This window comes from Ignavibacteriales bacterium, from assembly GCA_016709155.1.
Lineage (GTDB): Bacteria > Bacteroidota > Ignavibacteria > Ignavibacteriales > Ignavibacteriaceae > JADJEI01.
Map to the genome: position 1 here is coordinate 1,650,997 of JADJEI010000001.1, position 26,399 is coordinate 1,677,395.

The 26,399-nt window shown below is 36.6% G+C and carries 23 protein-coding genes; 11 read left to right on the forward strand and 12 right to left on the reverse strand.

Features of this window, described 5'->3' with window-relative positions; genetic code table 11:
* The 3 genes from IPH11_07920 (at window position 1) to IPH11_07930 (ending at window position 3,528) form a co-directional block, all read left to right on the forward strand.
* The gene (locus tag IPH11_07920; protein ID MBK6913583.1) at window positions 1-1,896 is read left to right on the forward strand and encodes a T9SS type A sorting domain-containing protein; all 1,896 of its coding nucleotides are present in this window, start codon (window positions 1-3) and stop codon (window positions 1,894-1,896) included.
* A gap of 138 nt (window positions 1,897-2,034) precedes the next feature.
* Window positions 2,035-2,715 (forward strand): hypothetical protein, encoded by a 681-nt coding sequence (locus IPH11_07925; protein MBK6913584.1) that lies wholly within the window; start codon window positions 2,035-2,037, stop codon window positions 2,713-2,715.
* 45 nt (window positions 2,716-2,760) lie between these two features.
* On the forward strand, window positions 2,761-3,528 hold the full coding sequence (locus tag IPH11_07930) for a hypothetical protein (GenBank protein ID MBK6913585.1): 768 nt from the start codon (window positions 2,761-2,763) through the stop codon (window positions 3,526-3,528).
* A gap of 29 nt (window positions 3,529-3,557) precedes the next feature.
* On the opposite strand, the gene IPH11_07935 is transcribed toward IPH11_07930, so the two are convergent.
* The 9 genes from IPH11_07935 to dnaA form a co-directional block, all read right to left on the reverse strand.
* Window positions 3,558-4,052 (reverse strand): VOC family protein, encoded by a 495-nt coding sequence (locus IPH11_07935; protein MBK6913586.1) that lies wholly within the window; start codon window positions 4,050-4,052, stop codon window positions 3,558-3,560.
* Between the two features lie 36 nt (window positions 4,053-4,088).
* Window positions 4,089-6,563 carry a glycogen/starch/alpha-glucan phosphorylase gene (locus tag IPH11_07940; protein MBK6913587.1) on the reverse strand — a complete coding sequence of 825 codons (2,475 nt, stop codon included), beginning with the start codon at window positions 6,561-6,563 and terminating at the stop codon, window positions 4,089-4,091.
* 159 nt (window positions 6,564-6,722) lie between these two features.
* The gene (gyrA, locus tag IPH11_07945) at window positions 6,723-9,167 is read right to left on the reverse strand and encodes a DNA gyrase subunit A (GenBank protein ID MBK6913588.1); all 2,445 of its coding nucleotides are present in this window, start codon (window positions 9,165-9,167) and stop codon (window positions 6,723-6,725) included.
* A 44-nt stretch (window positions 9,168-9,211) separates the two neighbouring features.
* Entirely contained in the window at window positions 9,212-11,179 is a 1,968-nt protein-coding gene (gene gyrB, locus IPH11_07950) for a DNA topoisomerase (ATP-hydrolyzing) subunit B (GenBank protein MBK6913589.1), read from the reverse strand.
* Window positions 11,180-11,196: 17 nt separating this feature from the next.
* The gene (locus IPH11_07955) at window positions 11,197-11,481 is read right to left on the reverse strand and encodes a DUF721 domain-containing protein (protein MBK6913590.1); all 285 of its coding nucleotides are present in this window, start codon (window positions 11,479-11,481) and stop codon (window positions 11,197-11,199) included.
* Window positions 11,474-12,586 carry a DNA replication/repair protein RecF gene (locus IPH11_07960; GenBank protein MBK6913591.1) on the reverse strand — a complete coding sequence of 371 codons (1,113 nt, stop codon included), beginning with the start codon at window positions 12,584-12,586 and terminating at the stop codon, window positions 11,474-11,476. Before IPH11_07960 ends, IPH11_07955 begins: the two co-directional genes overlap by 8 nt.
* A gap of 2 nt (window positions 12,587-12,588) precedes the next feature.
* Window positions 12,589-13,698, reverse strand: coding sequence for a DNA polymerase III subunit beta (gene dnaN / locus IPH11_07965; protein MBK6913592.1), 1,110 nt, complete (start codon window positions 13,696-13,698; stop codon window positions 12,589-12,591).
* A gap of 103 nt (window positions 13,699-13,801) precedes the next feature.
* Window positions 13,802-14,212 (reverse strand): hypothetical protein, encoded by a 411-nt coding sequence (locus IPH11_07970; protein ID MBK6913593.1) that lies wholly within the window; start codon window positions 14,210-14,212, stop codon window positions 13,802-13,804.
* 281 nt (window positions 14,213-14,493) lie between these two features.
* Window positions 14,494-15,894, reverse strand: a complete 1,401-nt coding sequence (dnaA, locus tag IPH11_07975) for a chromosomal replication initiator protein DnaA (protein MBK6913594.1) — start codon at window positions 15,892-15,894, stop codon at window positions 14,494-14,496.
* Between the two features lie 414 nt (window positions 15,895-16,308).
* Here dnaA and rpmH point away from each other — a divergent pair, with 414 nt between their 5' ends.
* From rpmH to trxA, 8 genes are all read left to right on the forward strand, one after another.
* Entirely contained in the window at window positions 16,309-16,455 is a 147-nt protein-coding gene (gene rpmH, locus IPH11_07980) for a 50S ribosomal protein L34 (GenBank protein ID MBK6913595.1), read from the forward strand.
* A gap of 3 nt (window positions 16,456-16,458) precedes the next feature.
* Window positions 16,459-16,860 (forward strand): ribonuclease P protein component, encoded by a 402-nt coding sequence (locus IPH11_07985; protein MBK6913596.1) that lies wholly within the window; start codon window positions 16,459-16,461, stop codon window positions 16,858-16,860.
* Window positions 16,853-17,062 (forward strand): membrane protein insertion efficiency factor YidD, encoded by a 210-nt coding sequence (yidD, locus tag IPH11_07990; GenBank protein ID MBK6913597.1) that lies wholly within the window; start codon window positions 16,853-16,855, stop codon window positions 17,060-17,062. Before IPH11_07985 ends, yidD begins: the two co-directional genes overlap by 8 nt.
* 12 nt (window positions 17,063-17,074) lie before the next feature.
* Window positions 17,075-18,949, forward strand: a complete 1,875-nt coding sequence (gene yidC / locus IPH11_07995; GenBank protein ID MBK6913598.1) for a membrane protein insertase YidC — start codon at window positions 17,075-17,077, stop codon at window positions 18,947-18,949.
* A 62-nt stretch (window positions 18,950-19,011) separates the two neighbouring features.
* Entirely contained in the window at window positions 19,012-21,666 is a 2,655-nt protein-coding gene (locus IPH11_08000; protein ID MBK6913599.1) for a patatin-like phospholipase family protein, read from the forward strand.
* A gap of 248 nt (window positions 21,667-21,914) precedes the next feature.
* Entirely contained in the window at window positions 21,915-22,148 is a 234-nt protein-coding gene (locus tag IPH11_08005; GenBank protein ID MBK6913600.1) for a hypothetical protein, read from the forward strand.
* Window positions 22,145-22,528, forward strand: coding sequence for a DUF302 domain-containing protein (locus tag IPH11_08010; GenBank protein MBK6913601.1), 384 nt, complete (start codon window positions 22,145-22,147; stop codon window positions 22,526-22,528). Before IPH11_08005 ends, IPH11_08010 begins: the two co-directional genes overlap by 4 nt.
* An 84-nt stretch (window positions 22,529-22,612) precedes the next feature.
* Window positions 22,613-22,975 carry a thioredoxin gene (gene trxA / locus IPH11_08015; protein ID MBK6913602.1) on the forward strand — a complete coding sequence of 121 codons (363 nt, stop codon included), beginning with the start codon at window positions 22,613-22,615 and terminating at the stop codon, window positions 22,973-22,975.
* A gap of 99 nt (window positions 22,976-23,074) precedes the next feature.
* Here trxA and IPH11_08020 read toward each other — a convergent pair whose 3' ends face one another.
* The 3 genes from IPH11_08020 to IPH11_08030 all read right to left on the reverse strand — a co-directional run bounded on the left by IPH11_08020 (window position 23,075) and on the right by IPH11_08030 (window position 26,164).
* A complete protein-coding gene (locus tag IPH11_08020) occupies window positions 23,075-24,721 on the reverse strand; it encodes a T9SS type A sorting domain-containing protein (GenBank protein ID MBK6913603.1) in 1,647 nt (548 codons plus the stop codon).
* 185 nt (window positions 24,722-24,906) lie between these two features.
* Window positions 24,907-25,731, reverse strand: a complete 825-nt coding sequence (locus tag IPH11_08025; GenBank protein ID MBK6913604.1) for a right-handed parallel beta-helix repeat-containing protein — start codon at window positions 25,729-25,731, stop codon at window positions 24,907-24,909.
* Between the two features lie 4 nt (window positions 25,732-25,735).
* Window positions 25,736-26,164 (reverse strand): hypothetical protein, encoded by a 429-nt coding sequence (locus IPH11_08030; GenBank protein ID MBK6913605.1) that lies wholly within the window; start codon window positions 26,162-26,164, stop codon window positions 25,736-25,738.
* Window positions 26,165-26,399 lie beyond the last annotated feature (235 nt).

Sequence of the window (26,399 nt, forward strand, 5' to 3'; positions counted from 1 at the left end):
ATGAAAATACTTTACCTGCTTATAATTTTATTATCCATCAGTCTTTTTAAAACGGCTAATGCTCAAGAACCCCTGCCTACAGAATCTTCAACTCTTTTTTCAGGCTCGGGCAATTGCGAAGCCTGTCATTTTTCGAATGGAGATGTTTTAACTTACAACGGGGTGGATGTTTCCATGGTAACTTACTGGCGCTCAACAATGATGGGCAATGCAGCCAAAGATCCTTTATGGCGTGCCTATGTTGCCTCCGAAGTTGAACAGTTCCCCCTGCTTCAAGAAACAATCGAAACTAAATGCACAAAGTGTCATGCGCCGATGGGCTACACACAAGCAATTTATAATGGTCAATCAACTTACTCAATGGACGAATTGCGGCAGGATAGACTTGCGAACGATGGGGTAAGCTGCACAGTTTGTCATCAAATAGATCCTTCTAATTTCGGCACAAAGGAATCTTACTCGGGCGGATACATCATCACCGATGATAGAATAATTTATGGACCATATCAAAACCCTGACACTGTCTATATGCAAAGCTTTGTTGAATACACACCAAAGTTTGGCGAACATATTAATCAAGCTGAGTTGTGCGCTACCTGCCACACCCTTTTTAGTCCAACAGTAAATGATCTCGGCGAAATAGTTGGTGATTTTCCTGAACAAACTCCCTACATAGAATGGAAAAATAGTATTTATCCTGCACAGGATACCCCCTGCCAAACTTGCCACATGCCCAAAATTTATGATCCGATTGATATTGCCGTAATTCCTGAGTTTGACACAACAAAACGCACCCCTTTCTGGAAACATAATTTTGTCGGCGGCAACACATTGATGCTAAAAATTTTAAAGCAGTTCACAGACTCGCTTCACGTTACTGCTGAACCTTTTCACTTTGACTCCACCATTTTTCGAGCTGAAGAAAATTTAAAAGTAAATGCTTCAAATATTTCTCTGCAAACCAACTACATAAATGATTCGATTGATATTGGAATTAAAATTGAAAACTTAGCCGGACATAAACTTCCAACTGGCATTCCTCTAAGAAGGATGTGGGTGCATTTCAAAATAGCCGATGCATTCGGTACAAAAATTTTTGAAAGCGGGGCATGGGATTCTGAAGGCAGAATTATTGGAATGAACGCAGACTATGAGCCTCACTACAATATTATCTCCAATGAAAGTGAAGTTCAGATTTATGAAGGCGTGCTTCAAGATTTAAATGAACAAGTTACATATACTTTGTTAAAAGCCGCATCGTTTAAAAAAGATAATAGAATTCCGCCGAAAGGATTTACATCGCAGCACATTAGTTACGATACCACCGCCATAACAGAAGACGCATTTAATGATCCTGACTTTAACCGGGAAAATAATGTTGAAGGCTCGGGAAGTGATATAATTCATTACAGACTGCCTGTGACCGGCGATCAACTAATAAATATTACTGCGGAATTGTGTTATCAACTATTAAAGCCGGAAGTGTCTGATCATTTTAGTAATCTTACTTCGAGTGATATAACCGTGTTTCTTGATATGTATTCTGTAGTAGATAAAGAACCGGTTATAATGAAATCAATTTCCGAATCAATTCTTGTCAGCAATTTAATTACTGAAAATAATCTGACGCCTAAAGAATTTTCACTTGAGCAAAACTACCCCAATCCATTTAATCCAAGCACAAAAATAAGTTGGCAATCGCCTGTAAGTAGTCTGCAATCAATAAAAGTTTATGATGTACTAGGGAATGAAGTTGCAAGATTAGTTGATGAATACAAACCCGCAGGAAAATATGAAGTTACTTTTGATGCTTCTCAGCTATCATCAGGAATTTATTTTTACACTTTAAAAGCAGGAACTTTTGTTGAAACGAAAAAGCTGATTTTGCTCAAATAATTCTTCTCGTCAATTTTGTTAAAGATGACATCCCGCCCGGAGGGGTGTCATCTATTTAATACCAAATTAATGTTCGTTTATCTCCCCGGGTTTTTCTTATATTTGCCCTAAATGATTTATAAGATAAAAATATTTTTTATGACTGCCCTATTGGTTTTCTCTGCAGTATTTATTGTTTCTTGCAGCAAAGACGAAATACAAACACCCGCAGCAGTGATTGATGAAACAAACAACGGCTTTGAAACTTACGATGTGGCAAAAATCTTCGCTGATAAATGCGCTGTACCGGAATGTCACTCCTCTGATAATCCCCAAAATGGATTATCACTTGCTTCCTATTCCGATATGCTCAAAGGCTCAATCAACCGTGATGAGGATACAACCGGGCACAACCACACGGGTGGGGGCTATAAAATTATTTCAGGTAAGAGCGGCGTCTATGGCGGTGAATGTGTAATCCCCTTCAACTCGGAATACAGTTTACTTTATAATATTATTACCGGTAAGGTTGGTGGAAAGTCTGTTCACTCAAGCAGTTTAAAAAATATTCTAAATGAAACTGAAATTGCAGCATTGAAAAACTGGATTGATGCGGGTGCAAAAGATTTCAAAGGAAACGTTGCTTATTCTAATTCTTTTAATAGCGTTTACGTTTGCAGTCAAAGGAGCGATCAGATATTTGAAATAAATACAGAGTACCATCTTTGCTCGGGGATAAGTGATGTAAATTTCTATTTGTCGGGTCTCGATCAGCCCCACCATATTCAACAGCGAGGTAATTATCTTTTTGTTACCCTTGCTGCACCCGGAAAGTTTTAAAGATTGACGTTAATACCAACGCAATAGTCGCGATAAGTTGAAGGTTTGATTGCACCGGGAATGATTGCAATTTCTCCAGACGGAAAAACAGCTTACGTTTCTAAGGTCTCAATTGCAGTTGATCTTCATAATGTTATTTACAAAATTAATCTCGAAACAATGGAGCGTCTCGAAGATATAATTCTTCCTGAATCGGGACTGCCTTACGGAATAACTTTTAGTCACGATGGTAACTTTGTTTACGCCGCAGACATTCCGAATGATCAAATTGCAATTATTGATGCCGGGGCAAATCAATTTGTAGATTACATCCCCCTTTCATCAAATGAAGATTTGTTAAACGAACCATTGAATGTTTACGTTTCGCCTGATGATAAATATCTTTATGTCTGCTGCCGTAAGTCAAGTAAATTTCTTGTCGTTGATATTCAAAGCAGGCAAATAATTTCAGAGCTTGAAATTAAAACCCATCCCTGGCAGGCATCGGTTAGCAGTGATGGTTCAAAGATTTATATCGTTTCTCATCACGAACCAGCAATCACTACGGTTACAAAAATAGGAGCTTCCTGGTCGGTTACTGACGAACTTATTTATAATGGTTTCAGTAATTTGTTGGGCGCAGATTTAAGTCCGGATGGAAAATATCTCTATGTAACCTGTTCAAATGTTGAAGGCGGATTCAGTCCATTCTATTCGATCCCCGGCAGAGATATGCCTTCGATGGTGGGTGTGTTTGATACACAGACAAACGCACTAGTCAAGATTTTTGATGTTGGAAACGAAGCCACTGGAATAGTTGCAAGGGAAAATTAAATTATTTCGAGAGCGCTTCATCGCTTGGATTACTCTTCTCCATCAAGTTCCGAAAGCAAACCAAGCAGATCAAGATGTTTGGTAGTCATCTCCAAATGTCCTTCCGAACTTAGAGGCCACTGATCAAGCGGGCGGTCAATATAAAGTTCAACTCCGTTACTGTCGGGATCAAAAAGATAAATTGATTCGGAAACTCCATGATCGGATGCCCCTTCGATTGGATAATTAAATTCATAGAGTCTTTTAACAATCTTCGCAAGTTCTTTCCTGTTGGGAAAAAGAACTGCGAAATGATAAAGCCCGGTAAATCCCGTAGGCGGGGCTGCTGCCCCTTCTCCGCTCCATGTGTTAAGTCCGATGTGGTGGTGGTACCCGCCGGCAGAAAGAAACACGGCAGAATTTCCAAAATATTGTGTGATTTCAAAGCCGAGCAAATCACGATAGAATTTTAAAGAGCGCTCAAGATTCGAAACAGTCAGATGAACGTGACCGATTTTAACATCGGGATGAATTGTGTTTTCCAATTTTTCTGATTCATTTTATTTAATAAAAATAGTTTTTTAAGAAACCCCAACCATTATTGGTTTTACATTCCAGATTTTTTCTGCATATTCCATTACTGAACGATCCGAAGAAAACTTTCCGGTGTGTGCAACGTTGGTGATAGACTTCTTTGTCCACTCATCAGTGTTAAGATAAAGCTCGCTAACCATATCCTGCATGTCAATATATGATTGATAATCAGCGAATAGACAGTAGTAGTCAACATTCATTAAGCCTTCTACCAATGAGTGGAATATACCCGGCTCGCTTCTATTAAAGAAATTTCCAGAAATCATATCTACTACTCGTTTTAGGTTTTCATTTTTCCAATAATACTCGCGGGGGATGTAATTACTTGCCTTTAATTTTCTAACTTCATCTGCAAGCAAACCAAATATAAAAATATTTTCTTCTCCAACCTCCTGTCGTATTTCAATATTTGCCCCATCCATTGTGCCTATTGTCAATGCTCCGTTAAGTGCAAATTTCATATTGCCTGTTCCTGAAGCTTCAAGCCCTGCCGTTGAAATTTGTTCGGAAAGATCAGATGCGGGAATAATTTTTTCGGCAAGAGTTACAGAATAATTTTTAATGAACACCACTTTAAGTTTATCACCCACCTCCGGGTCATTATTAACAACTGATGCAACAGAGTTGATTAGTTTGATTATGAGCTTAGCCATCGTATAGGCGGGTGCTGCTTTGCCGGCAAAAATTATAGTTCGCGGGACCATCTTCAATTTAGGATTGTCTTTTATCCTGTTGTAAAGTGTGATTACGTGAAAGATGTTCAGTAGCTGCCTCTTGTACTCGTGAAATCGTTTAATGTGTACATCAAAGATTGAGTCGGGATTTATTTTAATGTCATGTTCTTTCTCGATGTGATTAATAAGAAGCTGCTTATTATGCCACTTGGCAATTTTCCAATTTTCTCTGAATTCTTTGTCGCCAATAAACTTTTCTATTTTCTGTATCTGGTTAAGGTCCCCCACCCATCCTTCTCCAATTTTGTCTGTTATTAATCCGGACAAAAGAGGGTTGGCGGTTTTTAGCCATCGTCGAGGCGTAATTCCATTTGTGATATTTATAAATTTATCGGGAAATATTTTGTAGAAGTCAGGAAAAATTACGCTCTTTAAAATCTCTGTATGAAGTGCGGCAACCCCATTAACTTTATGACAGCCTACGATGGCAAGGTTTGCCATTCTAACTTTTTTGGTTGGATTTTCATCTATTATAGAAATTTTTTTTATCACCGCTTCTTCGGTAGTGTGGTTTTTTTTAACATCGTTTATAAACCGCCTATTAATTTCATAAATAATCTGAAGATGGCGCGGCAGTAATTCACCAAAAATTTGAACGGACCATTCTTCCAGGGCTTCAGGCACAACAGTGTGATTTGTATATGCAAATGTTCTGCTGGTAATATCCCACGCTTGTTCCCAGGTCATATTTTCGTCATCCATTAATATTCTCATCAATTCCGGAATTGCAACAACTGGGTGTGTATCGTTTAATTGAACTGCTGTCTTCTCTGCGAACTTATCAAAGGACTGATGTTTGATTTTATATTTTCTGATAATATCCTGCAACGTTGCCGAAACGAAAAAATACTGCTGTTTAAGGCGAAGGAATTTTCCCTCCACCATTGAATCGTTTGGATATAAAACTTTAGAAATGATTTCGGAATCATTTTTACTTTCAACCGCCGCAACGTAATTGCCTTTATCAAAATCTTTGAAACTAAAATCACTTGTAGCTCTCGCCGACCAAAGTCGAAGATTGTTTACAGTGTTGTTATGATAACCCGGGATAGGAACATCGTAAGCAGAAGCGAGTACGTCATCCGTATCAACCCACTCAAAATGAAGCCTGCCGGCCTCGTCCATTCGTTCGGCAACTCTCCCATTATACTTTACTCTAAACACAAGCCCCCGCCTCATAATATCCCAAGGATTTCCAGAACTGAGCCAGTAATCAGCTCTTTCAACCTGATAGCCATTTTCGATTCCCTGCTCAAAAATTCCGTACTCGTATCTTATGCCATATCCAAAAGCAGGTAACTGCAAAGACGCCATTGAATCTAAATAACATGCCGCAAGCCTTCCCAACCCCCCATTACCAAGCCCCATATCGTGTTCATATTCTCTAATATTTTCAAGGGAATAATCATTCTCAGTTAAAATTTTATAACAATCATCGTAATAATCAAGATTGATAAGCGCATTACCAAGAACCCTCCCCATTAAATATTCAAGCGAAAGATAATAAACTCTCTTTGTGTCCTGCTCAAAATATGCATGCTGAGTTCTCAGCCAACTTTTTACAAGCCTGTCACGAACAGCGAGAGACAGTGCAAAATAGGCATCATCATCAGTTGCGGTGTACTTGTCCTTCACCAGCATAAACTCCATGTGCTCTGCGAATTGATTCGAGAGAGAGTAGCTTTTTAAGTCTTCTTTGTCGGTAAAAAAAATAGATTCGTTTTCCATTTATAAATCCTTAATCAATGAAAATGATTTGGTAAAATTTTCGAGAGGCAATTTAAAACAGTTGATCAATTATTAAAAGTATTAAAAAAAGCCGTCGTATTAACAAACGGCTTTTTGTTTCAATCATTCAAAAAGATTTGGATAAGCAGTCCTAAAAAATTATTGCATTCCTTCAACTTCTTCTTCTTCAGAAATAACCCTTGCAATATCAGCTATTGAATCACCCTCATTTAGCCTGATGACCCGAACGCCTTGCGTGTTCCTTCCCATAATTCTAATATCTTTTATGCTTTGCTTTATTACCATCCCCTGTGTTGAAATAATAACGAGCTCATCTTTATCAACTACTTCCATCATAGAAATCATTTTACCAACTTTATCAGTTGTCTTAACGGTAATAACGCCTTTCCCGCCGCGATGAGTAATTCGATAATCATTAATGTCGGATCTTTTCCCGTAACCTTTGTCGGTAACAACAAGGACACTAGTGCCCGGTCTTCTTATTACAAGCAGTCCAACCACCTTGTCGCCTTTACCAAGTCTTACTCCGCGCACCCCGGTTGCAGTTCGTCCCATATCCCTAACATCTTTTTCATTAAACCTGATTGCAAATCCGCTGTGGGTGCCAATAACAATATCATTTCCACCATCAGTCATTTTCACGGCGATAAGTTTGTCGCCGGAATTGAGATTGATTGCGTTTATTCCCCCCTTGCGCACATTACCGTAAGCAGAAAGAACTGTTTTTTTAATCGTTCCCTGTTCGGTTGCCATCATAAGAAATTGATCGTCTTTAAATTCTTTAACTGCAACAAAAGCGGTTATGTTTTCATCTTTTTCTTTTTCAAGTAGATTTATAATTGATCTGCCGCGAGCAGTTCTACCGGCATCGGGGACTTCGTGCACTTTTAGCCAATAGCATCTTCCCCTATCGGTGAAGAATAAAATATACTGATGGGTAGAAGCGACGAACATGTGCTCAATAAAATCATCGTCCTTTGTACCAGCGCCGGTTACACCCTTCCCGCCTCGCCCCTGCCTTTTGTAACCGCTGACTGGAAATCGTTTGATAAATCCCTGGTGGGAAATTGTTACAACAACATCTTCCTCGGCAATTATATCTTCGAGGGAAAATTCCTCATAATTATAAATAATTTCAGTTCGTCTTTCATCGCCGTATTTTTCTTTAATAGCAAGAAGTTCGTCTTTGATGATCAGGTTTCGTTTCTCTTCGCTTTCGAGAATACCTTTTAGTTTTTCGATAAGTTTGATTACTTCTTTGTATTCATCCTCAATTTTTTTTCTTTCAAGCCCTGTGAGCCGCTGCAAGCGCATATCAAGAATTGCCTTTGCCTGAATCTCGCTTAGCTTGAATTTTTTCATCAAATTTAATTTTGCGGTTTCAACATCTTTTGATTTTTTTATTGTCTCAATAACAGCATCAATGTTGTCGAGTGCAATTATATACCCTTCTAGAATGTGCGCTCTTTTTTCAGCAGCATCAAGCTCATATTTTGTTCTTCTAATCAGCACGTCCATCCTGTGGGCAAGGAAGTGTTGAATAATTTCTTTTAAGTTTAAAACTTTCGGAACTCCATAAACGAGCGCTAATAATATCACTCCAAACGTTGTCTGCATCGAAGTGTGTTTAAAAAGTTGATTAAGCACAACCGCCGGCTGGGCATCTCTTTTCAATTCGATTACAACGCGCATTCCGTCGCGGTCAGATTCGTCACGAATATTTGAAATTTCATTCAGCTTTCCTTCTCGAACAAGATCAGCTATCTTTTCTATTAATGAGGCTTTGTTTACCTGATAAGGAAGCTCCGTAATGATAATGTTTTCCCTGCTGTTTTTTTGAGTTTCGATATTTGCTTTGGCACGAATGACAACTCTGCCCCTACCTGTCATATAAGCATCTTTAACTCCTGTATAACCGTAAATAATTCCTGCTGTTGGAAAATCAGGTGCGGTGATATACTTCATAAGTTTTTCAATAGAAATATCGGGATTTTTAATCTGGGCGATAATTCCATCTATAACTTCAGAAATATTGTGCGGCGGAATGTTCGTTGCCATCCCAACCGCAATTCCACTTGCGCCGTTAATCAAAAGGTTTGGCAAATAGGCTGGCATAACCGTCGGCTCCTGCAGTGAGTCATCAAAATTTGAAGCAAAGTTTACGGTGTTTTTATCCAGGTCACGCAGCATTTCCTCCGAAATTTTTGCAAGCCTTGCTTCTGTATAACGCATTGCAGCAGGTGAGTCGCCGTCAACTGAACCAAAGTTCCCTTGTCCATCAACAAGCGGATAACGAAGAGAAAAATCCTGCACCATCCTTACCATCGAATCATAAACAGCGGTATCGCCATGCGGGTGATATTTACCAAGAACTTCTCCAACAATTCGTGCAGATTTTTTATACGGTTTATTATGAGCCAGCCCCAGTTCGTGCATTCCAAAAAGAACTCTTCTATGAACGGGCTTTAATCCATCCCGTACATCCGGAAGAGCCCTTGCAACAATTACCGACATAGAATAATCTATGTAGGAAGATTTCATTTCTTCTTCTAAAGAAACCGGGATTACTTTACCATCAAACATTGAGACCATAAAAAACTCTTTTTATTCTTGTGTTATTAAATTCGTTAAACATCGAGATTAGCATATTTAGCATGTTTCTCGATAAATGCTCTTCTTGGCTCTACATCATCGCCCATTAAAGTTTCAAAAACTTTATCTGCTGCTGCTGCGCTTTCAATATTTACCTGAAGCATAGTTCTTGATTCGGGATTCATTGTGGTTGTCCAAAGTTGTTCCGGGTTCATTTCTCCCAAACCTTTGTAACGGGAAATATTTACTCCTTTAACTGACCCTTCTTCAACTATTTCTTCTACAGTATTAGTGATGTCTTTGGCGCTGATTTTAAGTCTTTTTAAAATATCATTTCTTTCATTATCATCGTAGGCATAAAATTCTTCTTTTCCTTTTTTAATTTTATATAACGGAGGTTGTGCAATAAAAACTTTTCCGGAACTGATGAGGTCTTTCATGTGGCGATAAAAGAAAGTTAAGAGCAATGTTCTGATATGACTTCCGTCAACATCGGCATCTGTCATCAGAATAATTTTTCCGTAGCGCGCCTTGATAGTATCGAAGTCAACCCCAAAGCCCGCCCCGATTGCAGAGATGATCGCTTTAATTTCATCATTCTCAAGAATTTTATTCATTTTTGCTTTTTCAACATTCAATATTTTTCCTTTAAGAGGAAGGATGGCTTGAAATCTTCTATCGCGCCCCTGTTTAGCTGAACCACCTGCAGAGTCCCCTTCAACAATATAAATTTCGCAATGATCGGGATCGGTGATAGAGCAGTCTGCAAGTTTTCCCGGCAGATTCATCGAGTCGAGAGCATTTTTTCTTCTAGCTAAATCCTTGGCTTTTCTTGCTGCCTCTCTTGCTTCAGCAGCTCTTAAACATTTTTCAATTATCTTTTTACCAACGGTGGGGTTTTCTTCGAGAAATTCCGCCAACTTTTCGCCCACCAGCATTTCAACTGCTGATTTGGTTTCGCTGTTTCCAAGCTTGGTTTTCGTTTGCCCTTCAAATTGAGGTTCGGCAACTTTAACAGAAATAACTGCTGTTAATCCTTCGCGGAAATCGTCACCTGTAAGTGTAATTTTTCCATCCTTGATCAATCCGTTTTTGCTTGCGTAATTATTAAGCGTTCTTGTAAGAGCAGTTTTGAAGCCCACCAGGTGGGTTCCGCCTTCAGTTGTGTTTATATTATTTACATAAGAAAAAATATTTTCGTTGTATGTGTCTGTATATTGAAAGGCAATTTCAACCGGGGTGTTGTCTTTTTCTCCTTCGACATAAACGGTTTTGTGAAGGGCTGTCCGGGAGGCATCGAGATACTGGACGAACTCTATCAAGCCGCCTTTGAAATGAAAGTTTTCTTCTTCCCCCCCATTTCTTAAATCTTTTATATTGATAGTAATTGTTTTATTAAGGTAGGCAAGTTCGCGCATTCTTTCAGCCAGAACATCAAATTTATATTTGGTGACTTTAAATATTTCATTGTCAGACATAAATGTAACCATGGTTCCGGTTTCATTCTTTTTCGTCTTTCCAATCTCCTGAACTGGTTTTACTGGAATGCCCCTTCTGTATTCCTGAAAATATATTTTCCCATCTCTTTTTACTTCTACCTTCAACCACTCCGAAAGAGCATTAACTACAGAGACACCAACACCATGAAGTCCGCCGGAAACTTTATAGGTATTTTTATCAAATTTACCTCCTGCATGAAGGATGGTCATTACTACTTCAAGGGCAGATTTTTTTTCTTCCGGGTGCATATCAACTGGAATGCCCCTCCCATTATCTTCCACAGTGATTGATTCATCTTGATTGATCGTAACTTTTATTAAATCGCAGTAGCCTGCAAGAGCTTCGTCAATACTATTATCAACAACCTCGTTTACAAGGTGATGAAGACCGCGAGTGCTGACATCGCCTATATACATTGCTGGGCGTTTGCGAACGGCTTCAAGACCCTTTAACACATTGATATTTTTTGCACTATATTCGTTTTTATTGTTGTCTTTAGTCATCATTTTTCATTTTTTAATTATAAAAATCTAATTGCTTTTATTCGCTCTTCCTTAAAGTAGGAGTTTAACTTTTCAATGAGGGATTTGTTCTGTAAATTCAGTTCAGATCGCCAGACAGAATTTTCGACTTTAAGAAACAGAGTTTTATTTTCTATTTTAATCGGCTTCACAATTTGTTCAAGTTCCGGAAAAATTTTAGTGAATTCTAAAATAGTTTCAGAATTAATTATATCGGTTTTAAGTCCGGATAATCCAGGTTCTTTTAATATAATATCTTTAACACTTCTAAATGAATCAAGCATATCTGATGTTTTTTTCTTCTATATAAATAATTCTGTCCTCACTGCTTTTTCTTAGAAAAGAAAAATTAGGAAGATCTGTCATAGTGATAAATGTTTGCCCAACCTCCGGAAGATAGCTGCTGATTTTGGAAACTCTTTCTGCATCCAGTTCACCAAAAACATCATCGAGCAGGAGCAAAGGGGACTTTCCCGTAACGGACTTTATATAAAAAAATTCTGCGAAACGCAATGCTGTTTGAAATGTTTTATGCTGCCCCTGTGAGCCAAATTGTTTAAGATTTATATCATTAATTCTAAAAACGAATTCATCCCTATGTGGACCAACAAGATTTGTCCCTCTTCTAAACTCATCATTTCTTAAGCTGTTTAATTGATCAACAAACTCTTGATGAATATCCGCATTGCGATAATTATTAAGGTAACGATATTCAATGTTAGGAATTTCTTTTTCTTTTAAAATTTTTTTATATGATTCTTTAAAGTGATCAATAAAATCCTTTAAAAAAATAATTTTGTGCTTTATTATTTCAACACCGGAAGAAATTAATTTTTCTGTCCACGCCTTTATTTCAATATCCACATCTTTTCTTCTTCCTTCCTTAACCTGATTTAGTAAAGAAGCTCTTTGCCTTAAGCATCTGTTGTAATCAATAAGTATTTTCAAATATGTGCCGCTAACCTGCGAAATAATCGAGTCTATAAATTTTCTTCTGTCTGCAGGAGAGCCCTGTGTAATACTATGATCAGCCGGGGTTAATAATACAACCGGATATTTTCCTATTACTTCTGATAAACGGCTGACACTTTTATTATTATCGAAATAGTATTTTTTGTTTTCTGCTTGTGAGAAGTAAACCCTGACTGTGCTATTCGATTTATCTCTAAATTCACCGGTTATTTCAAACGCTTCTTCGTTGAATGAAATAACCTCACTATCTGTTTTTGCAAATATACTTTTTGTAGTGCAAAGATAATAAATAGCTTCCAGTATGGTTGTTTTTCCCGCTCCATTTTCGCCAACTATATAATTCAATCCATCTGAAAACACCAACGAAATATTTTTATGATTTCTCAGATTTTTAAGTTGAAGGGAGGATAAAATCATAATTAACTATTTAAGCGTACCGGCATCAATAGGAGCATTAGCTCCTCATTTTCTTCGAGTTTATCCGGTTCAATAATACAAGCCTTAGTTGGTGAGTGAAGTTTAAAAATTGCTTTATCAGAATTAACATGAGAAAGAACATCACCTAAATAAACAGTATTAAAGCCAATATTCATTTGCTCGCCGATATATTCGCATGAAATATTTTCCTCAGCATTTGATCCGTGATCAATATCTTCAGCTGAAATATTAAGCAGGTTCGTTGATAGTGATAGTTTAACTTGTTTTGAGTTCGCTGACGAAAATAGAATCATTCTTCTAACAGTTGCAAGCAATTCTTTAGTCGGAATTTTTAATAAGTTTTCATTTTCTAATGGAATTACGCTGTTATAAGCAGGATATTTTTCCCCAATTAGTCTTGTAATAAATTCAATATCACCGCTTAAAAAAGCAACATGAGTTTTACTCAAATATATTTTAACATCGCTCTCACCAAGAAGTTTAGATAAAACTGAAATTGCTCTTTCAGGAATAATATATTGTTCAACATTTTCGGACTTGATGTTTTTATTGGAGTAACGCACTAGCCTGTGTCCATCTGTTGAAACAAAATTAAGTGTCTCTGGAGTAAATTCTACCAGCAAACCTGTCATCGCCGGACGCATGTCTTCTTTACTCATTGCAAAAGATGTTTGATCAATTGATTTTTTAAGCAGGCTGCCATTAATTGAAATCTCTTTCTCTTTATTTACCTCGGGTATTTCGGGAAAATCATTAGAGTAGGAATATCCAATGTTATAGGTACCGTTATCAACAACCATATTAATTTTAAAATTGCTATTTATTTTAAAATTAATAATTGTATCATCAAGTGATCTAACAATATCAAAAAATAGTTTGGCGGGAATAACTATTTTTATGTTTTCGTCTGCGGTAACATTTATAGAGGACTTAAGTGCTATTTCAAGATCAGTGGCACATACAGTTAATAGACCATTATTAATTTCAAGTAAAAAATTTTCAAGAATAGGCATTGGTGTCCGTGTTGGAACGGCTGGAATAATTCTGGATAAAAGTTTTTCCAGTGCCTTACTATTGATTTTAAATTCCATTTTACATACTCCTTATAGAATATGTAAAATTAAGAAATATTCACCCCAATCTCAATTGAAATTGGGGTAAAAATAAAATTTATTTAAAGACGACTAAAACTTTTTATGGTGTGGTAGGAGTTATCTGTGATTGGTCATCTGAACTTGAAAAAGTTGCGTAGAGAGTATAAGTACCAACAAGATATGTACTCGAATAAACAATAAGTATTTTTGTCCCCGCAAAAATATCCATTTCTCCAGACACATCGCCTATCGTGGATGAACCCTGAGCACCTGCTGGAATTTCATAAGTTGTTGAATATGTAAATAAACCTTTAGGAATTTCTTTTACTATTTTTGTTTCTCCGGCTTCAACGGTGATCAGTTCACCTCTGAAGTTTATAAAAATTCTATTAGATGCTAAGTTTTGGAAAGTAATAGAATTTTCCAGGCTGCTCGAGCAATTTAATCCAACAAATCCAAGAATAAGTAAGAATACAAAAAATATATTAACTGACTTTTGATGACTTTTCATTTTTATCTCTTTTATTAATGATTGTATCAAAAAAAACTACAACCTGTTTAACTAACACAATAATTTAAATTAAATAGGTATTTAAATATATTATTAAATGTAATAATAGTGTTAATATGTTATTTCAAAATGTGTGCCTGTAAACTAAACGACTTAAGTATGAGTATTTAATGCAAAACATCAAGAAATAATAGTTTATAACAAAGAGTTATTAAGATGCGGTTAATATTTACTTAAAAACAGACAATTTTTACACACGTTATTTACTTATATATGCCAAATTATGAACAATTTATTTCTACTTGATTTCTTAAATAATCTATAAGTTCCTTAAATGATCTATCTTTAATCATTTCCTCTTCAACAGTTGAGCACGAGTGAATTACAGTGGAATGATCTCTTCCACCAAAATGCAACCCAATAGTTTTTAAAGAAGAACGAGTCATTTCTTTTGATAGATACATAGCAACTTGTCTAACCATAACAATTTCTCTTTTTCTGGTTTTGTCCCGTAGTTTATCCTCAGAAACAGAAAAATGATTACAAACGACCTTGGTAATGCTTTCTACCGTAACTGAAACTTTACGATCAGTAGCAATTTCTCTAACTTTTTTACGAGCCAGGTCAATAGTGATCGGCTTAGAGTTGAGAGAAGCACTCGCTAATAATTTTATTAGGCAGCCCTCTAGTTCTCTAATGTTTGAGGTGATACTTGAAGCAATGAATTCGAGAATATCATTTGAAACATGCATTGCAAAATCTTCAGCCTTTCGTTTTAGAATAGCAATTCTTGTTTCAAGTTCGGGCGGCTGTATGTCGGCAGTTAGTCCCCACTGGAACCTTGAAATAAGGCGTTCGTCGAGTCCCTTTAAATCTTTTGGAGGCTTATCACTCGAAAGAACAATCTGTTTTTTTGATTGATGAAGCGTGTTGAAAATATGGAAAAACAAATCCTGAGTTTTTTCCTTTCCAGTTAGAAACTGAATATCATCTATGATAAGAACGTCCATCTTTCTATAAAAATTTGAAAACTCATTAACTGTGTTTGATTTTATTGAGTCCACAAACTCAACAGTTAATAAGTCTGAAGAAATATAAATGACTTTTTTATCAGGCTTCGTTTCAACTATCTTATTTCCGATGGCTTCTATCAAATGAGTTTTTCCTAATCCAACACCGCCATAAACAAAAAAAGGATTAAATGATGTGCCGCCGGGGTTATCGCTAATTGCCATAGCAGCCGCACGTGCAAGTTGATTTCCCTCTCCCTTAATGAAGTTATCAAACGTATATCTACTATTAAGATGAGTTTCGATTTTGGGTAGTTTGTTTGTCTCAACTTTCTTTTGGGCAGCCGAAACTGTAATATTAGAGAATAACGTAAGTTGATCGTCGTTGTCTTTTTCGTCAACGATAATATAATTGAGTTTAGCAGCGGGGCCTATTACCTCAGAAATTGTTTTGGTAATAAGTGTGTTGTAATGTTCATCTATCCATTCCCAAAAAAATTGACTTGGGAGTTGAACCTTCAATGTGCTGTTGTTAAATTCGAGCGGCTTTATAGGCAAAAACCATGTGTTATAAGTCATTTGGGGAACCTGCAACTTAATTTTCTGAAGGCATTCTTTCCAAATCAGTACAGGGTCATTCGGAAGTTGGTCATCAATTTGAATATTTAGCATAGAACTTATTAACAGTTAAATAGTAAAGCATTTTAAAGCAAAGTAAAAACAAATAAACTCTTATGGATTTTTTCGAATTCTTTTTTAACAAGTTTTTAACATTATCAGACCCGGCACAAGCCATTGTTTTTTAATACAATAGAGAAGAACAGAGCCAACACCCAACAATACAACAAGACCGAACCGGTAAAAAATGCCAGTCGGTTATTCGTGAAACTTTCCACACTGAAAACTTATCAACAAATTCTTCACCGACTAAGAGGCAACAAATATTATTAAAAAATATATCTAAATTATTCAGAAGGCAAATTAATTCTATTCTATTATCTAATTTTTTTTATAGAGTATTTTTAATTGTCTATTTGGAAAGTAATGATTATTTTTGCAGACTTTTGAAACATAGGAAAAACAATAATGAAAAGAACATTTCAACCAAGTAACAGAAAAAGAAAAAACAAACACGGCTTTAGAGAAAGAATGAGCACTAAAAATGGCCGGAGAGTACTTTCCAGAAGAAGAGCAAAGGGAAGAAAAAGACTGACCGTTAGCGATGAAAGATAAAAGTTGGTTAAGCCCATCAATGATGAAAGAATTAAGAGTAAAAAAGAAATAGACCTAATTTTCAGGAAGGGTCAGATTTTATTTTCCTCAGATAAAAGAATTAAGGCAATTTGTCTCGTCAATAAATCCGTAAAAAAAATAGACGTAAAAACTGTTTTCGCTGTGTCTAAAAGGGCGGGGAATGCGGTTTGGCGTAATAGAATTAAACGATTGATGAGAATAGCCTTTCATGACAATGCAGGTTTGTTGAGACATCAAACATATCAAACAAACAACTCTTTGGATATAGTTCTTTCGACTTTCGGACTTAATAAAATAAAGTATCCTAAGCCCAAACTTTCAATGATTATGTCTTCGATGAACGATCTGTGTAAAAAGCTGGTTCTGGTTTTGGAGAATGAGTAAAATATTTATTTGGCTGATTCGTGGATATCAAAAATTTATATCCCCGTTATTTCCGCCTGCGTGCAGATTTTATCCCACCTGCTCTGAATATTCCATTCAAGCATTCTCAAAGTATGGAATTTTTAAAGGGGGGGCAAAATCTATTTGGCGAATTTTAAGATGCAATCCATTTAACAAAGGCGGATACGATCCGATAGAATAAGGTTATCAAACTATGGACAAACAAACAACACTAGCTTTTATTTTAATAGGTGCAATCCTGGTAGTTTGGTTATACTTTAATACTCCAACTCCGCCACCGCCACAAACAAAAAACCCAAAAGACAGCTTAACTGTTCAAAATGATTCCCAAAATGTTGACGGTAAAACAAAGACTTTGTTGAGTCAGAGCGAGAGCAATATTTTGGATTCTTCGAAAAGTAAAAATTCAATGGGCAAATTTTTTGCTGTTAGTAATGAGCAGGAAAAAATTATTACAGTTGAAACTGATCTGTCAATCATAGAGTTCTCGTCGAAGGGTGGCAACATAAAAAAATTGTTTCTTAAGAAGTACAATAATTGGAATTCCGGCGGAAATGATGCGGATGAAAATTTTTATAAAAAAGGCGTTCAGTTAATTAATTATTCAGTTGGGAATGCTTTTGATGTGTCTTTTGTTACTGTAGATGGTAAGGCGATAAACACAACCGAGCTAGATTTTTCTTCCAGCCAAACTCCTAACCATATCAGCATTTCAGGAAAAGATTCGGCAACTGTTTCATTTTTGTTTACAGTGGCTGATGGCAAGTATCTTAAAAAAGATTTTGTTATTTATGCCGACAAATACAACCTCACCGCCAACGTAAATTTAGTAGGATTGAACGATGTAATTAGTAATCGTACTTTTGATATTGTTTGGAATGGCGGTCTTCGTTTTGTAGAAGAAAACGCTGTTGACGAAGCGAATTATTCCAACGCCAGCGTTTACTATGGCGACGAACAAGTTATAATTGATGCGAGTGATTTAGGTGAAAAAGCCAGCGAAGATTTTAATGGAAAAGTTGAGTGGATAGCAGTTAGGAATAAATACTTCGCTTCTATTATTGTTCCTATAAATTCTTCCGAAGTAGATGGTGCTTATATCGAGGGTTCCAGAAAATCTTTTTCTGAGAACGGGGTTAAAGAATTTTACAACACAAGACTTTCTATTCCATTTGCAGAAAGTCAAAACGTTACAAATAGTTTTCTCTTGTACATTGGACCGGTTGATTATGATAACTTAAAAACATATAATAAAAATCTTGAAAAGCTCGTTGACTTTGGTAGTTTCTTTGGACTTAAATTTATTGTCAGACCAATCGCCGAGTATGTTCTGCTTCCGCTATTCAAATTTTTACATGATTTTATTCCCAATTATGGATTCGTCATAATTGTATTTTCATTGATAATAAAGCTTGTACTCTATCCGCTTACGAAAACAAGTATGAAATCAATGAAGAAAATGCAACTTTTACAACCGAAAATAGCGGAATTAAAAGAGAAATTTAAAGATGATCCGCAAAAAGTAAATAAAGAAACAATGAAGCTTTATTCTACTTACGGGGTGAATCCGGCAGGGGGGTGCCTGCCAATATTGTTGCAAATGCCTATCTTTGTTGCGATGTGGGGGCTGTTCCAAACCGCAATTGAACTGCGGCATCAGCCATTTGCATTATGGATAAACGACCTCTCAAAACCCGATATGATTTATGATTTAGGATTTAAAATACCACTATTCGGTGTTCAATTTATCAGCGGACTTGCACTATTGATGGGCATAACAACGTTCTTTCAGCAGAAGATGTCAGTTAAAGACCCAAGCCAAAAGGCTCTTGTTTATGTTATGCCAGTTATGCTGACATTTCTTTTTATGAGTTTTCCTTCAGGGCTTAATCTTTACTATTTTATGTTTAATGTTTTTTCTATCGCGCAGCAGTATTACATAAACCAAAAACATGACGGAACCGAATTGGTTCCAGTAAAAAATCCTCAAAAGAAAAAAGGTTTTATGGAAAAACTTATGGAGGCTGCAGAGAAAAATGCAAGTTCGAAAGGCGGCAAAAAAAAATAAAGGATTATTCAAATCATTTTATTTAATTGCTGTCCGGATTTCAGAACAAAATAAATCTTAACATGACGCATAGAATAATTCTGATTTGTTATTTCTTTTGGACTGCGTGTTTTTCCCAGTCAACAGTTTATAACAAAATTGAAACACGTATTGAAAAACTGCCATTTGGACTTTCTAAAACGGTTCCTTTAGATAAGCCAATAGTTGCACTCGTACTAAGCGGAGGCGGGGCAAGAGGATTGGCACAGATCGGAATACTTAAAGCATTTGAAGAAGCAGGACTTCAACTTGACATTATAGTCGGAACAAGTATGGGCAGTATTGTCGGCGGTCTTTACGCTGCAGGTTACACCGCTGATGATCTCGATTCGATCGCTCGTTCAACCAATTGGACCGATTTACTCTCCACAAACAGAGAGGGGGATAGAAGAGAATTATTTGTTGATCAAAAAATAACCGAAGATAAAGCAGTTTTTGCACTGCGGCTTGAAGGTCTCACCCCGATTCTCCCCACATCAATAAATGATGGTCAAAAACTTCTCAACTATTTAAACTTACTTACCTTTCAAGCACCGATTCATGTTAAAAACGACTTCGACGATCTTAGGGTAAAATTTCGGGCGGTATGCACGGATTTATTAACAGGCGCTGCCGTTCAACTAAGCAGCGGCTCACTAAGTCAGGCAATGAGGGCAAGTTCAAGTGTTTCTTTTTTACTTTCACCGGTTAAAATTGATTCTTTGCTGCTGGTTGATGGCGGGCTTGTAGCAAATATTCCTGTTAAAATTGCAAAGGACATGGGGGCAGATTTTATAATTGCTGTTAACACAACAAGCGACCTTCACACCGAAGAAGAGCTTGCTTTCCCCTGGGTTGTCGCCGATCAGGTTGTCAGCATTCCCTTAAAAATAATGAATCAAGAACAGCTTCAATATGCTGACGAAATAATTAAACCAAACTTGTATGGTAGAGACGCCAATGATTTCACAAATATTGATTCGCTAATTTTGGCAGGGTATCTCGCTGCTAAGCCGTTAGTTGAATCTCTAATTAAAAAGATAAATCATCCGTCAAATTCCGAAAAGGAATTACTAATAGACAGCAATAAAACTTTCACCATTGTGAACAGTCCAGACAGAGCTTCCTATACAATTGAGAATCTTAAGCAAAATTTAGAAAAAGAGTTTGAGGGTGGTGTTATAGATTCAATCAGGTATCGTTTTCTCAACGGTGATTCGGTCGAAGTGTTTTTTTCTATTAAATCAATAGTGAACCACATTGAATTGGATGGTATTACAGTTATTGATAAAGATTCAATTCGAATAATAATGAACGATCTTTTACACCTGCCTTTTAATCCTGATAAAATAGTTGATCGGATTATTCTTGTGCTAAAAAAGTATAGAAAGGCTGGTTATTCGCTTGCAGAATTGCGCCGTTTAAAATTCGATGAAAAATCAGGCGAGCTATATTTTCTATTTGATGAAGGTGTAATTTCGGAAATAAAAATAGAGGGAAACGAACACACAAATCCTTATATAATCAGGAGGGAGTTTCCTTTAAATGTCGGCGAATACTTTAAGTATAAAAATATTGAGCAGGGATTAATTAATTTACGCAGCACAAACTTATTTGAAAACGTTACGGTGGATGTTAAAAAAAACAACGAGCTTAATGTTTTAATCCTTCGCGTACAGGAAAAAATACCCGGCATCGTAAGGTTCGGATTCAGACTTGATAATGAATTTAGGGCGCAGCTCAGTCTTGATATTCGGAATGAAAATATATTCGGCTCGGCAACGGAGCTCGGTGTTCTTCTATCGGGGGGTGCAAGAAATCGTAATTATGTTTTTGAGCACAAAGCGAACAGACTATTCAACACATATTTCACATATAAAATAAATGCGTTTTATAGATTTAACGATGTTGTTGTTTATCGGGACGATCCAGAAGCATCGGAGAATAACTTTACTCGGTCAGACGCAGGCGAATACAGGGAAATTTTTTATGGCGCTTCATTTTCTACGGGTACCCAAGTGGGGAAGTTTGGTAATTTAATTTTACAGACAAAATATCAGGTAGATGAAATAAAAAATAAACGCGGTTCTTCCATCAGTCCTTATATATTAAATATTTTTAGTTTTAAAATTAGTACCACCATAGACACTCAAAATAAATATCCATATCCTGACTACGGTCTATACTTTACGGGGTTCTACGAATCCGCACAAAAAATTTTAGGCGGCGATGTTGGCTTTAGCAATTTTGGAATTGAGTATAAAAATTATTTCAGCATAGCAGACGATCATCTTCTTGCACCAAAGGTTATAATGGGTTTTGCTGATAAAACACTGCCGCTCAGCGAACAGTATTCCATTGGTGGTCAAAATTCTTTTTTCGGAATGAGAGAAAATGAATTTCGCGGCAGACAAGTTTTTATTGCTTCACTTGAATACAGATACAAACTCCCTGTAAAAATATTTTTTGAAACTTATTTTAAACTTAGATATGATTTAGGTTCCGCATGGGATGAACAAGAACAAATTAGATTTAAAGATCTTCGACATGGGCTCGGAGCTACACTATCCTTCGATACCCCAATTGGTCCGGCAGATTTTTCCATCGGCAGAAGTTTTCTTTTTAGAAAAAATCTTCCCGGAAATCCAATTAGCACAGGAGAGGTGTTTTTCTATTTTTCTATTGGATTCTTCTATTAATTTTAACTTTGCTGAAACCATTTTTCACCGACTGAATCTTACCTTCAGAAAAATAAAACGAATAATTATTAGATTAAAGAACAGCATCCCTTTACTCGTTTTGCGTATTCGGAAAGAGCGAACTAGCGTTAAAATTAGAAGCGCTGTTCATATTCTTTAACACAAATCTAGAACCCAAGGTTAGGCAGCAGCATCTAAATTTAAGCAATTCAGATTTAATGCGGCAAATTTAAATGATAAATTAGACAATGAATATTAGCAGAATTAAAATAAATAAATTGTGGTTACGAAGATCATTTCCAATATTAATTGGTGCTGCTTTGGGCTATGCATATTATTACTTTATCGGCTGCTCAAAAGGCTGTTCAATTACGGGAAACCCCTGGATGAGCACCCTTTGGGGCGGCTTAATTGGAACGCTGTTAGTAAATTGGAAATCACAAACAAAAAATTTAAACATCGAAGAGAAGATAAATAAATGAAGTACGGGTTTTCTAAAATAACAAATTATAATTTTGAACAGGCTGTAGAAAAAGTAACAGAAGAATTGAAGCGGGAAGGTTTTGGTGTTCTTACTTCTATTGATGTTAAAGAAACGCTTAAGAAAAAAATCAAAGTGGACTTTAAAAATTATACCATTCTCGGAGCGTGTAATCCCTCATTAGCGCATAAGGCATTGCAGGTTGAAGAAGAATTAGGTTTGTTGCTTCCGTGCAATGTGATTGTTTATGAGAAGGATGGAAATTCTATTGTGTCAATTTTTGATCCGATGGTTATGGCACAAATAATTGAAAATCCGGGCATGCGGAGCGTGGCTGAACAAGTTAAGGAAAAATTATTAAGAGTGCTGGAAGTAATTTAAAAAATCTCTCAATGGATGATTTGCACCAAGCACAATAAAAAGATTTGAAACTAAAAATAAATTATTCTAAGAAAGGAAAAACAAATGACAGAGCATTTAACTAAAGAAACTTTTTTAACAAAAGTTTTTGATTACGAAAAAAATCAGGAGTGGAAATATAATGGAGAATTACCTGCAGTGATAGATTTTTGGGCGCCATGGTGTGGTCCCTGTAGAATGGTCGGACCGGTATTGGAAGAGCTATCCGAAGAATACAACGGTAAAGTAAATGTTTATAAAGTAAACACTGACGAAGAACAAGAGCTTGGCGGAGTGTTCGGAATTAAAAGCATTCCCTCAATACTTTTTGTTCCGTTGGTCGGACAACCTAAGATGGCGGTGGGTGCTTTACCAAAAGAATCACTAAAACAAGCAATCGAAAAAGAATTATTGACACCCGTCGCTTAATCATAGGCTATTATGAAAATCAAAAAACGCACCTACAACCCGGTGCGTTTTTTTTGAGGGTCTTTCAAAATTACAACAACATTTTTCAACTTAAATTGATTACCTTAACAAAATCATCTTCTTAGTTTCAACAAAACCCCCAACCCGTAGTTGGTAGTAGTACACTCCGCTGGACAGGCTGATATTCTGTCCTACATTAAACTCCACTTCGTAAGTGCCGGGCTGCTGCTGCTCGTTTACGAGTGTGGCGATTTCATTTCCTAGTATATCGTAAACGTTCAGAGTTACAAGTGTATTGTCATTCCGGGCTTGACCCGGAATCTCATACTTTATCTTTGTTGTTGGGTTAAATGGATTGGGATAATTCTGCTCAAGTGTAAATTCTGTTGGTGAAGTTATTTCTACTTCAACTGTGTTTGAATATTCAAAATTTCCATCAAAATCAATTTGTTTTAATCTGTATTGATATTTTCCAGATGAAAGATTTTCATCAGTGAAAGAATAACTCTTTGGTTCAGTAGTGGTCCCGAACCCGGGAACGAAAGCAATTTGATTCCAGTCCTGATTGCCGACTGAAGACTGAGGACTGCCGACTTGTTTTCTTTCTATCTCAAACCCGCTGTTATTTGTCTCCGTTGCTGTTTGCCAGTTTAGCGAAACTGCGTTTCGCTCTACAGTTGCTGTGAAGGAGGTTAGTTCGACGGGTATGATGTCTGGTGCAATGCGAACAATATAAGCTTGATAATAAGGTCCAGTTAAATCATCACGATATCCAGCAACAATGTAACCCCCATCAGAAGTTTGTTTAACAGAAGTGCCCACATCAGCTAATGGCGAAACAGGTCCGGAAATTTTGGTTTTTGGAAATTCCCAAGGGAAGGTTTTATCCCACAACATATTTCCTAAGGAATCAGTTTTTATTATCCACATTAAACCAAGTCCGTCGAATGGTCGCCCTTGCCCGGTAATGATATATCCACCATCAAGTGTTTGCTGGACCGAGTAGCCTTCGTCAGAGTCGTTATCGTAATCAAAAGATCTTGTCCAAATTTCGTTTCCCAACGAATCAGTTTTAACAATATATAAATCTGGCAAACCACCAAGAGAAAGTAATGTGCGACCAACACAAATAAATGAGGATTTGTTTGTGATACCATGTGAATAAAATCTTTGTGTCAATTCTCCACCAAAGTATTTTGACCAGCTTGAATCTCCGATCGAAGTTAACTTTAACAACCAAGCATTAAATCCAGCTGAAAAATTTAAATAAGCATATCCCGCTAATGAATATGTTCCATCCGCAGAAGAACTTATTGAATACAAATATTCTGGGTTGGATGTAGAAATAAATTTCTCCCAAATTAATTCACCGGATTCATTAATCTTAATAATCATCCCATCTGGGGTCTCTGGAAAAGCATTTTTCTCTCCAGCAATAACAAATCCGCCATCCAAGGTAATATCAACAGACCAAGCATAATCATTATTCTCCCCACCAAATGTCTTTGTCCAAAGTGTATCCCCGATAGAGTCAATCCGTATGACATAAAAATCAAATTCACCTACACCATAAGAGTTAGTTGTGCCCGCAATAATAAATCCTCCATCTTCTGTTTTCTTTAATGAGTAGCCATAGTCTTCCCCGCCACCCCCATAGGTTTTTGTCCACAAAGTGTCTCCATCGGAATTCAATCTTAAAAACCAAATGTTATAACTTGTAAGCGGTATTGATTTAGTATACCCCACAGCTGCAAATCCACCATCGTACAGTTCAACGATATCATATGCAACATCTATACTATCTCCGCCATATTGTTTTGTCCAGAGAGTATCTGGTTCTTGGGCAAGCGATAAATCAACAGAGACAAATAAAAAACATTATGTAAAAGAAGCGAAATATTTTAGTGTTTCTCATTTTGTTCTCCCTTCTCTTAATCTTCAACATAAACTAAGTTGTGATCCACACAAAACGGATCTTGCCACTCCGTCCCAATTTTCCAAGTATTAGTCCCATATTTTACCGCGGTGGGCGCAGTATCATATTCACCAACGGGACATTGTGTTGTATCAAAACCAACCTGACAAATAAAAATATTACTATTAATTATCCCCTTTGTTCCTGAATCATAAAATTCAATTCTAAATGGCCGTCTTGTTGGGTCCAAACCAACAATCGTACAATTTTGAACATCAGAATAAAATTCACCATTGGCGAGGTCATTACTTTGTGTTATTCCTATTCCTTTTCCACCCGCTATGTAACTATTATAAACTCTTAACCTTGGTTTCTCTACTGCACCGTCTATAAATCCTGCTTCTATCCCGGATTTCTTGGGAAAATTTGTACTGACATAACAGTTATTAACTGTCAATCTGCCTGCCTTGTATATTCGTAGTCCACTTTCCTGTTCATAGTAAATATCAGGGTTTCTGAATACGTGTATCCCATCTCCTTGATGTTCTGCTCCTGGCAGGTCTATTCCTGTTGAGTCAATTGAAGAGGATTCAATCAGCACATTATATCCTGCAACCTGTACACCATCCCAGCCTGAGTTTCTGATATTTGAATTTCTTAGTGTTGCATTATCTCCAAACAACTTTATTCCGCCAGGTGATAAAATTTCTTGGTGCGGTGGTCCAATTGGTGCTCCCCAGGCTGCCCATCCGCTGGTATCAGTTCTAGTGTTATCTCCAATAAAACCACCAGAGGTTGAATTAACTCTTAACCCGAACCAGCGGAATCTTTTTATTTGCATGTCTTTAATTTAATGTCAAAAGATTGTATTTAAATTCAATACAGCTCATACTCCAATTAAGAGTGTCGCTTATTTCTCCACCGCCTACAAAAATTGTGGTTGGAATCTCTGGTGTGCCAAGCACACTTCCGATCAAGGCAGAGTTATTCAGATTGTTCAGGTTAATATCACCGGTATAAAAAACTGAAGCAGAGAAATAATAATTTGTGTTAGAAGCAGCATTCATCTTAAAATCCTCGATAGAGTAAGCGTTACTCCAACTTGAACCTGAGTGATCACCAGTACCATTCGGGGTTACATATTTAGCAATTGGTGGGAGAGAGTACACTGTGTTATCTCCCAATAAATTGGAATTGGTGTTATTATAATTAGCAGCTATAAAACAATAGACTGCCGCAAAGAACAGAACCGAACGAACAACAAATATTTTCATCAGAACCTCCTGAAAATATTACTTAAACAATATTAAATAAGGTTTTCATTTCCCTCAGAATCACTGATAAACTTTTTGAAAGAAACATTTTACAAAGATGAATGGAAAAAGTCAAGAAGCAGTTCAACCAGCTTTGCTCTTTAAGGATTATGAGTTTAATTTTGGACTGCAAACAACAAGGCAATTAATATGAACAAACTTGAATTACTAAAAGTAGAAGATATTTTTGGGAATA

Bases quoted from the DNA above. Each gene is read 5' to 3' on its own strand.
- IPH11_07920 (MBK6913583.1), top strand. From the start codon at position 1: ATGAAAATACTTTACCTGCTTATAATTTTATTATCCATCAGTCTTTTT.
- IPH11_07925 (MBK6913584.1), top strand. From the start codon at position 2,035: ATGACTGCCCTATTGGTTTTCTCTGCAGTATTTATTGTTTCTTGCAGC.
- IPH11_07940 (MBK6913587.1), bottom strand. From the start codon at position 6,563: ATGGAAAACGAATCTATTTTTTTTACCGACAAAGAAGACTTAAAAAGC.
- gyrA (MBK6913588.1), bottom strand. From the start codon at position 9,167: ATGTTTGATGGTAAAGTAATCCCGGTTTCTTTAGAAGAAGAAATGAAA.
- gyrB (MBK6913589.1), bottom strand. From the start codon at position 11,179: ATGACTAAAGACAACAATAAAAACGAATATAGTGCAAAAAATATCAAT.
- IPH11_07955 (MBK6913590.1), bottom strand. From the start codon at position 11,481: ATGCTTGATTCATTTAGAAGTGTTAAAGATATTATATTAAAAGAACCT.
- IPH11_07960 (MBK6913591.1), bottom strand. From the start codon at position 12,586: ATGATTTTATCCTCCCTTCAACTTAAAAATCTGAGAAATCATAAAAAT.
- dnaN (MBK6913592.1), bottom strand. From the start codon at position 13,698: ATGGAATTTAAAATCAATAGTAAGGCACTGGAAAAACTTTTATCCAGA.
- IPH11_07970 (MBK6913593.1), bottom strand. From the start codon at position 14,212: ATGAAAAGTCATCAAAAGTCAGTTAATATATTTTTTGTATTCTTACTT.
- dnaA (MBK6913594.1), bottom strand. From the start codon at position 15,894: ATGCTAAATATTCAAATTGATGACCAACTTCCGAATGACCCTGTACTG.
- rpmH (MBK6913595.1), top strand. From the start codon at position 16,309: ATGAAAAGAACATTTCAACCAAGTAACAGAAAAAGAAAAAACAAACAC.
- yidD (MBK6913597.1), top strand. From the start codon at position 16,853: ATGAGTAAAATATTTATTTGGCTGATTCGTGGATATCAAAAATTTATA.
- yidC (MBK6913598.1), top strand. From the start codon at position 17,075: ATGGACAAACAAACAACACTAGCTTTTATTTTAATAGGTGCAATCCTG.
- IPH11_08000 (MBK6913599.1), top strand. From the start codon at position 19,012: ATGACGCATAGAATAATTCTGATTTGTTATTTCTTTTGGACTGCGTGT.
- IPH11_08005 (MBK6913600.1), top strand. From the start codon at position 21,915: ATGAATATTAGCAGAATTAAAATAAATAAATTGTGGTTACGAAGATCA.
- IPH11_08010 (MBK6913601.1), top strand. From the start codon at position 22,145: ATGAAGTACGGGTTTTCTAAAATAACAAATTATAATTTTGAACAGGCT.
- trxA (MBK6913602.1), top strand. From the start codon at position 22,613: ATGACAGAGCATTTAACTAAAGAAACTTTTTTAACAAAAGTTTTTGAT.
- IPH11_08025 (MBK6913604.1), bottom strand. From the start codon at position 25,731: ATGCAAATAAAAAGATTCCGCTGGTTCGGGTTAAGAGTTAATTCAACC.
- IPH11_08030 (MBK6913605.1), bottom strand. From the start codon at position 26,164: ATGAAAATATTTGTTGTTCGTTCGGTTCTGTTCTTTGCGGCAGTCTAT.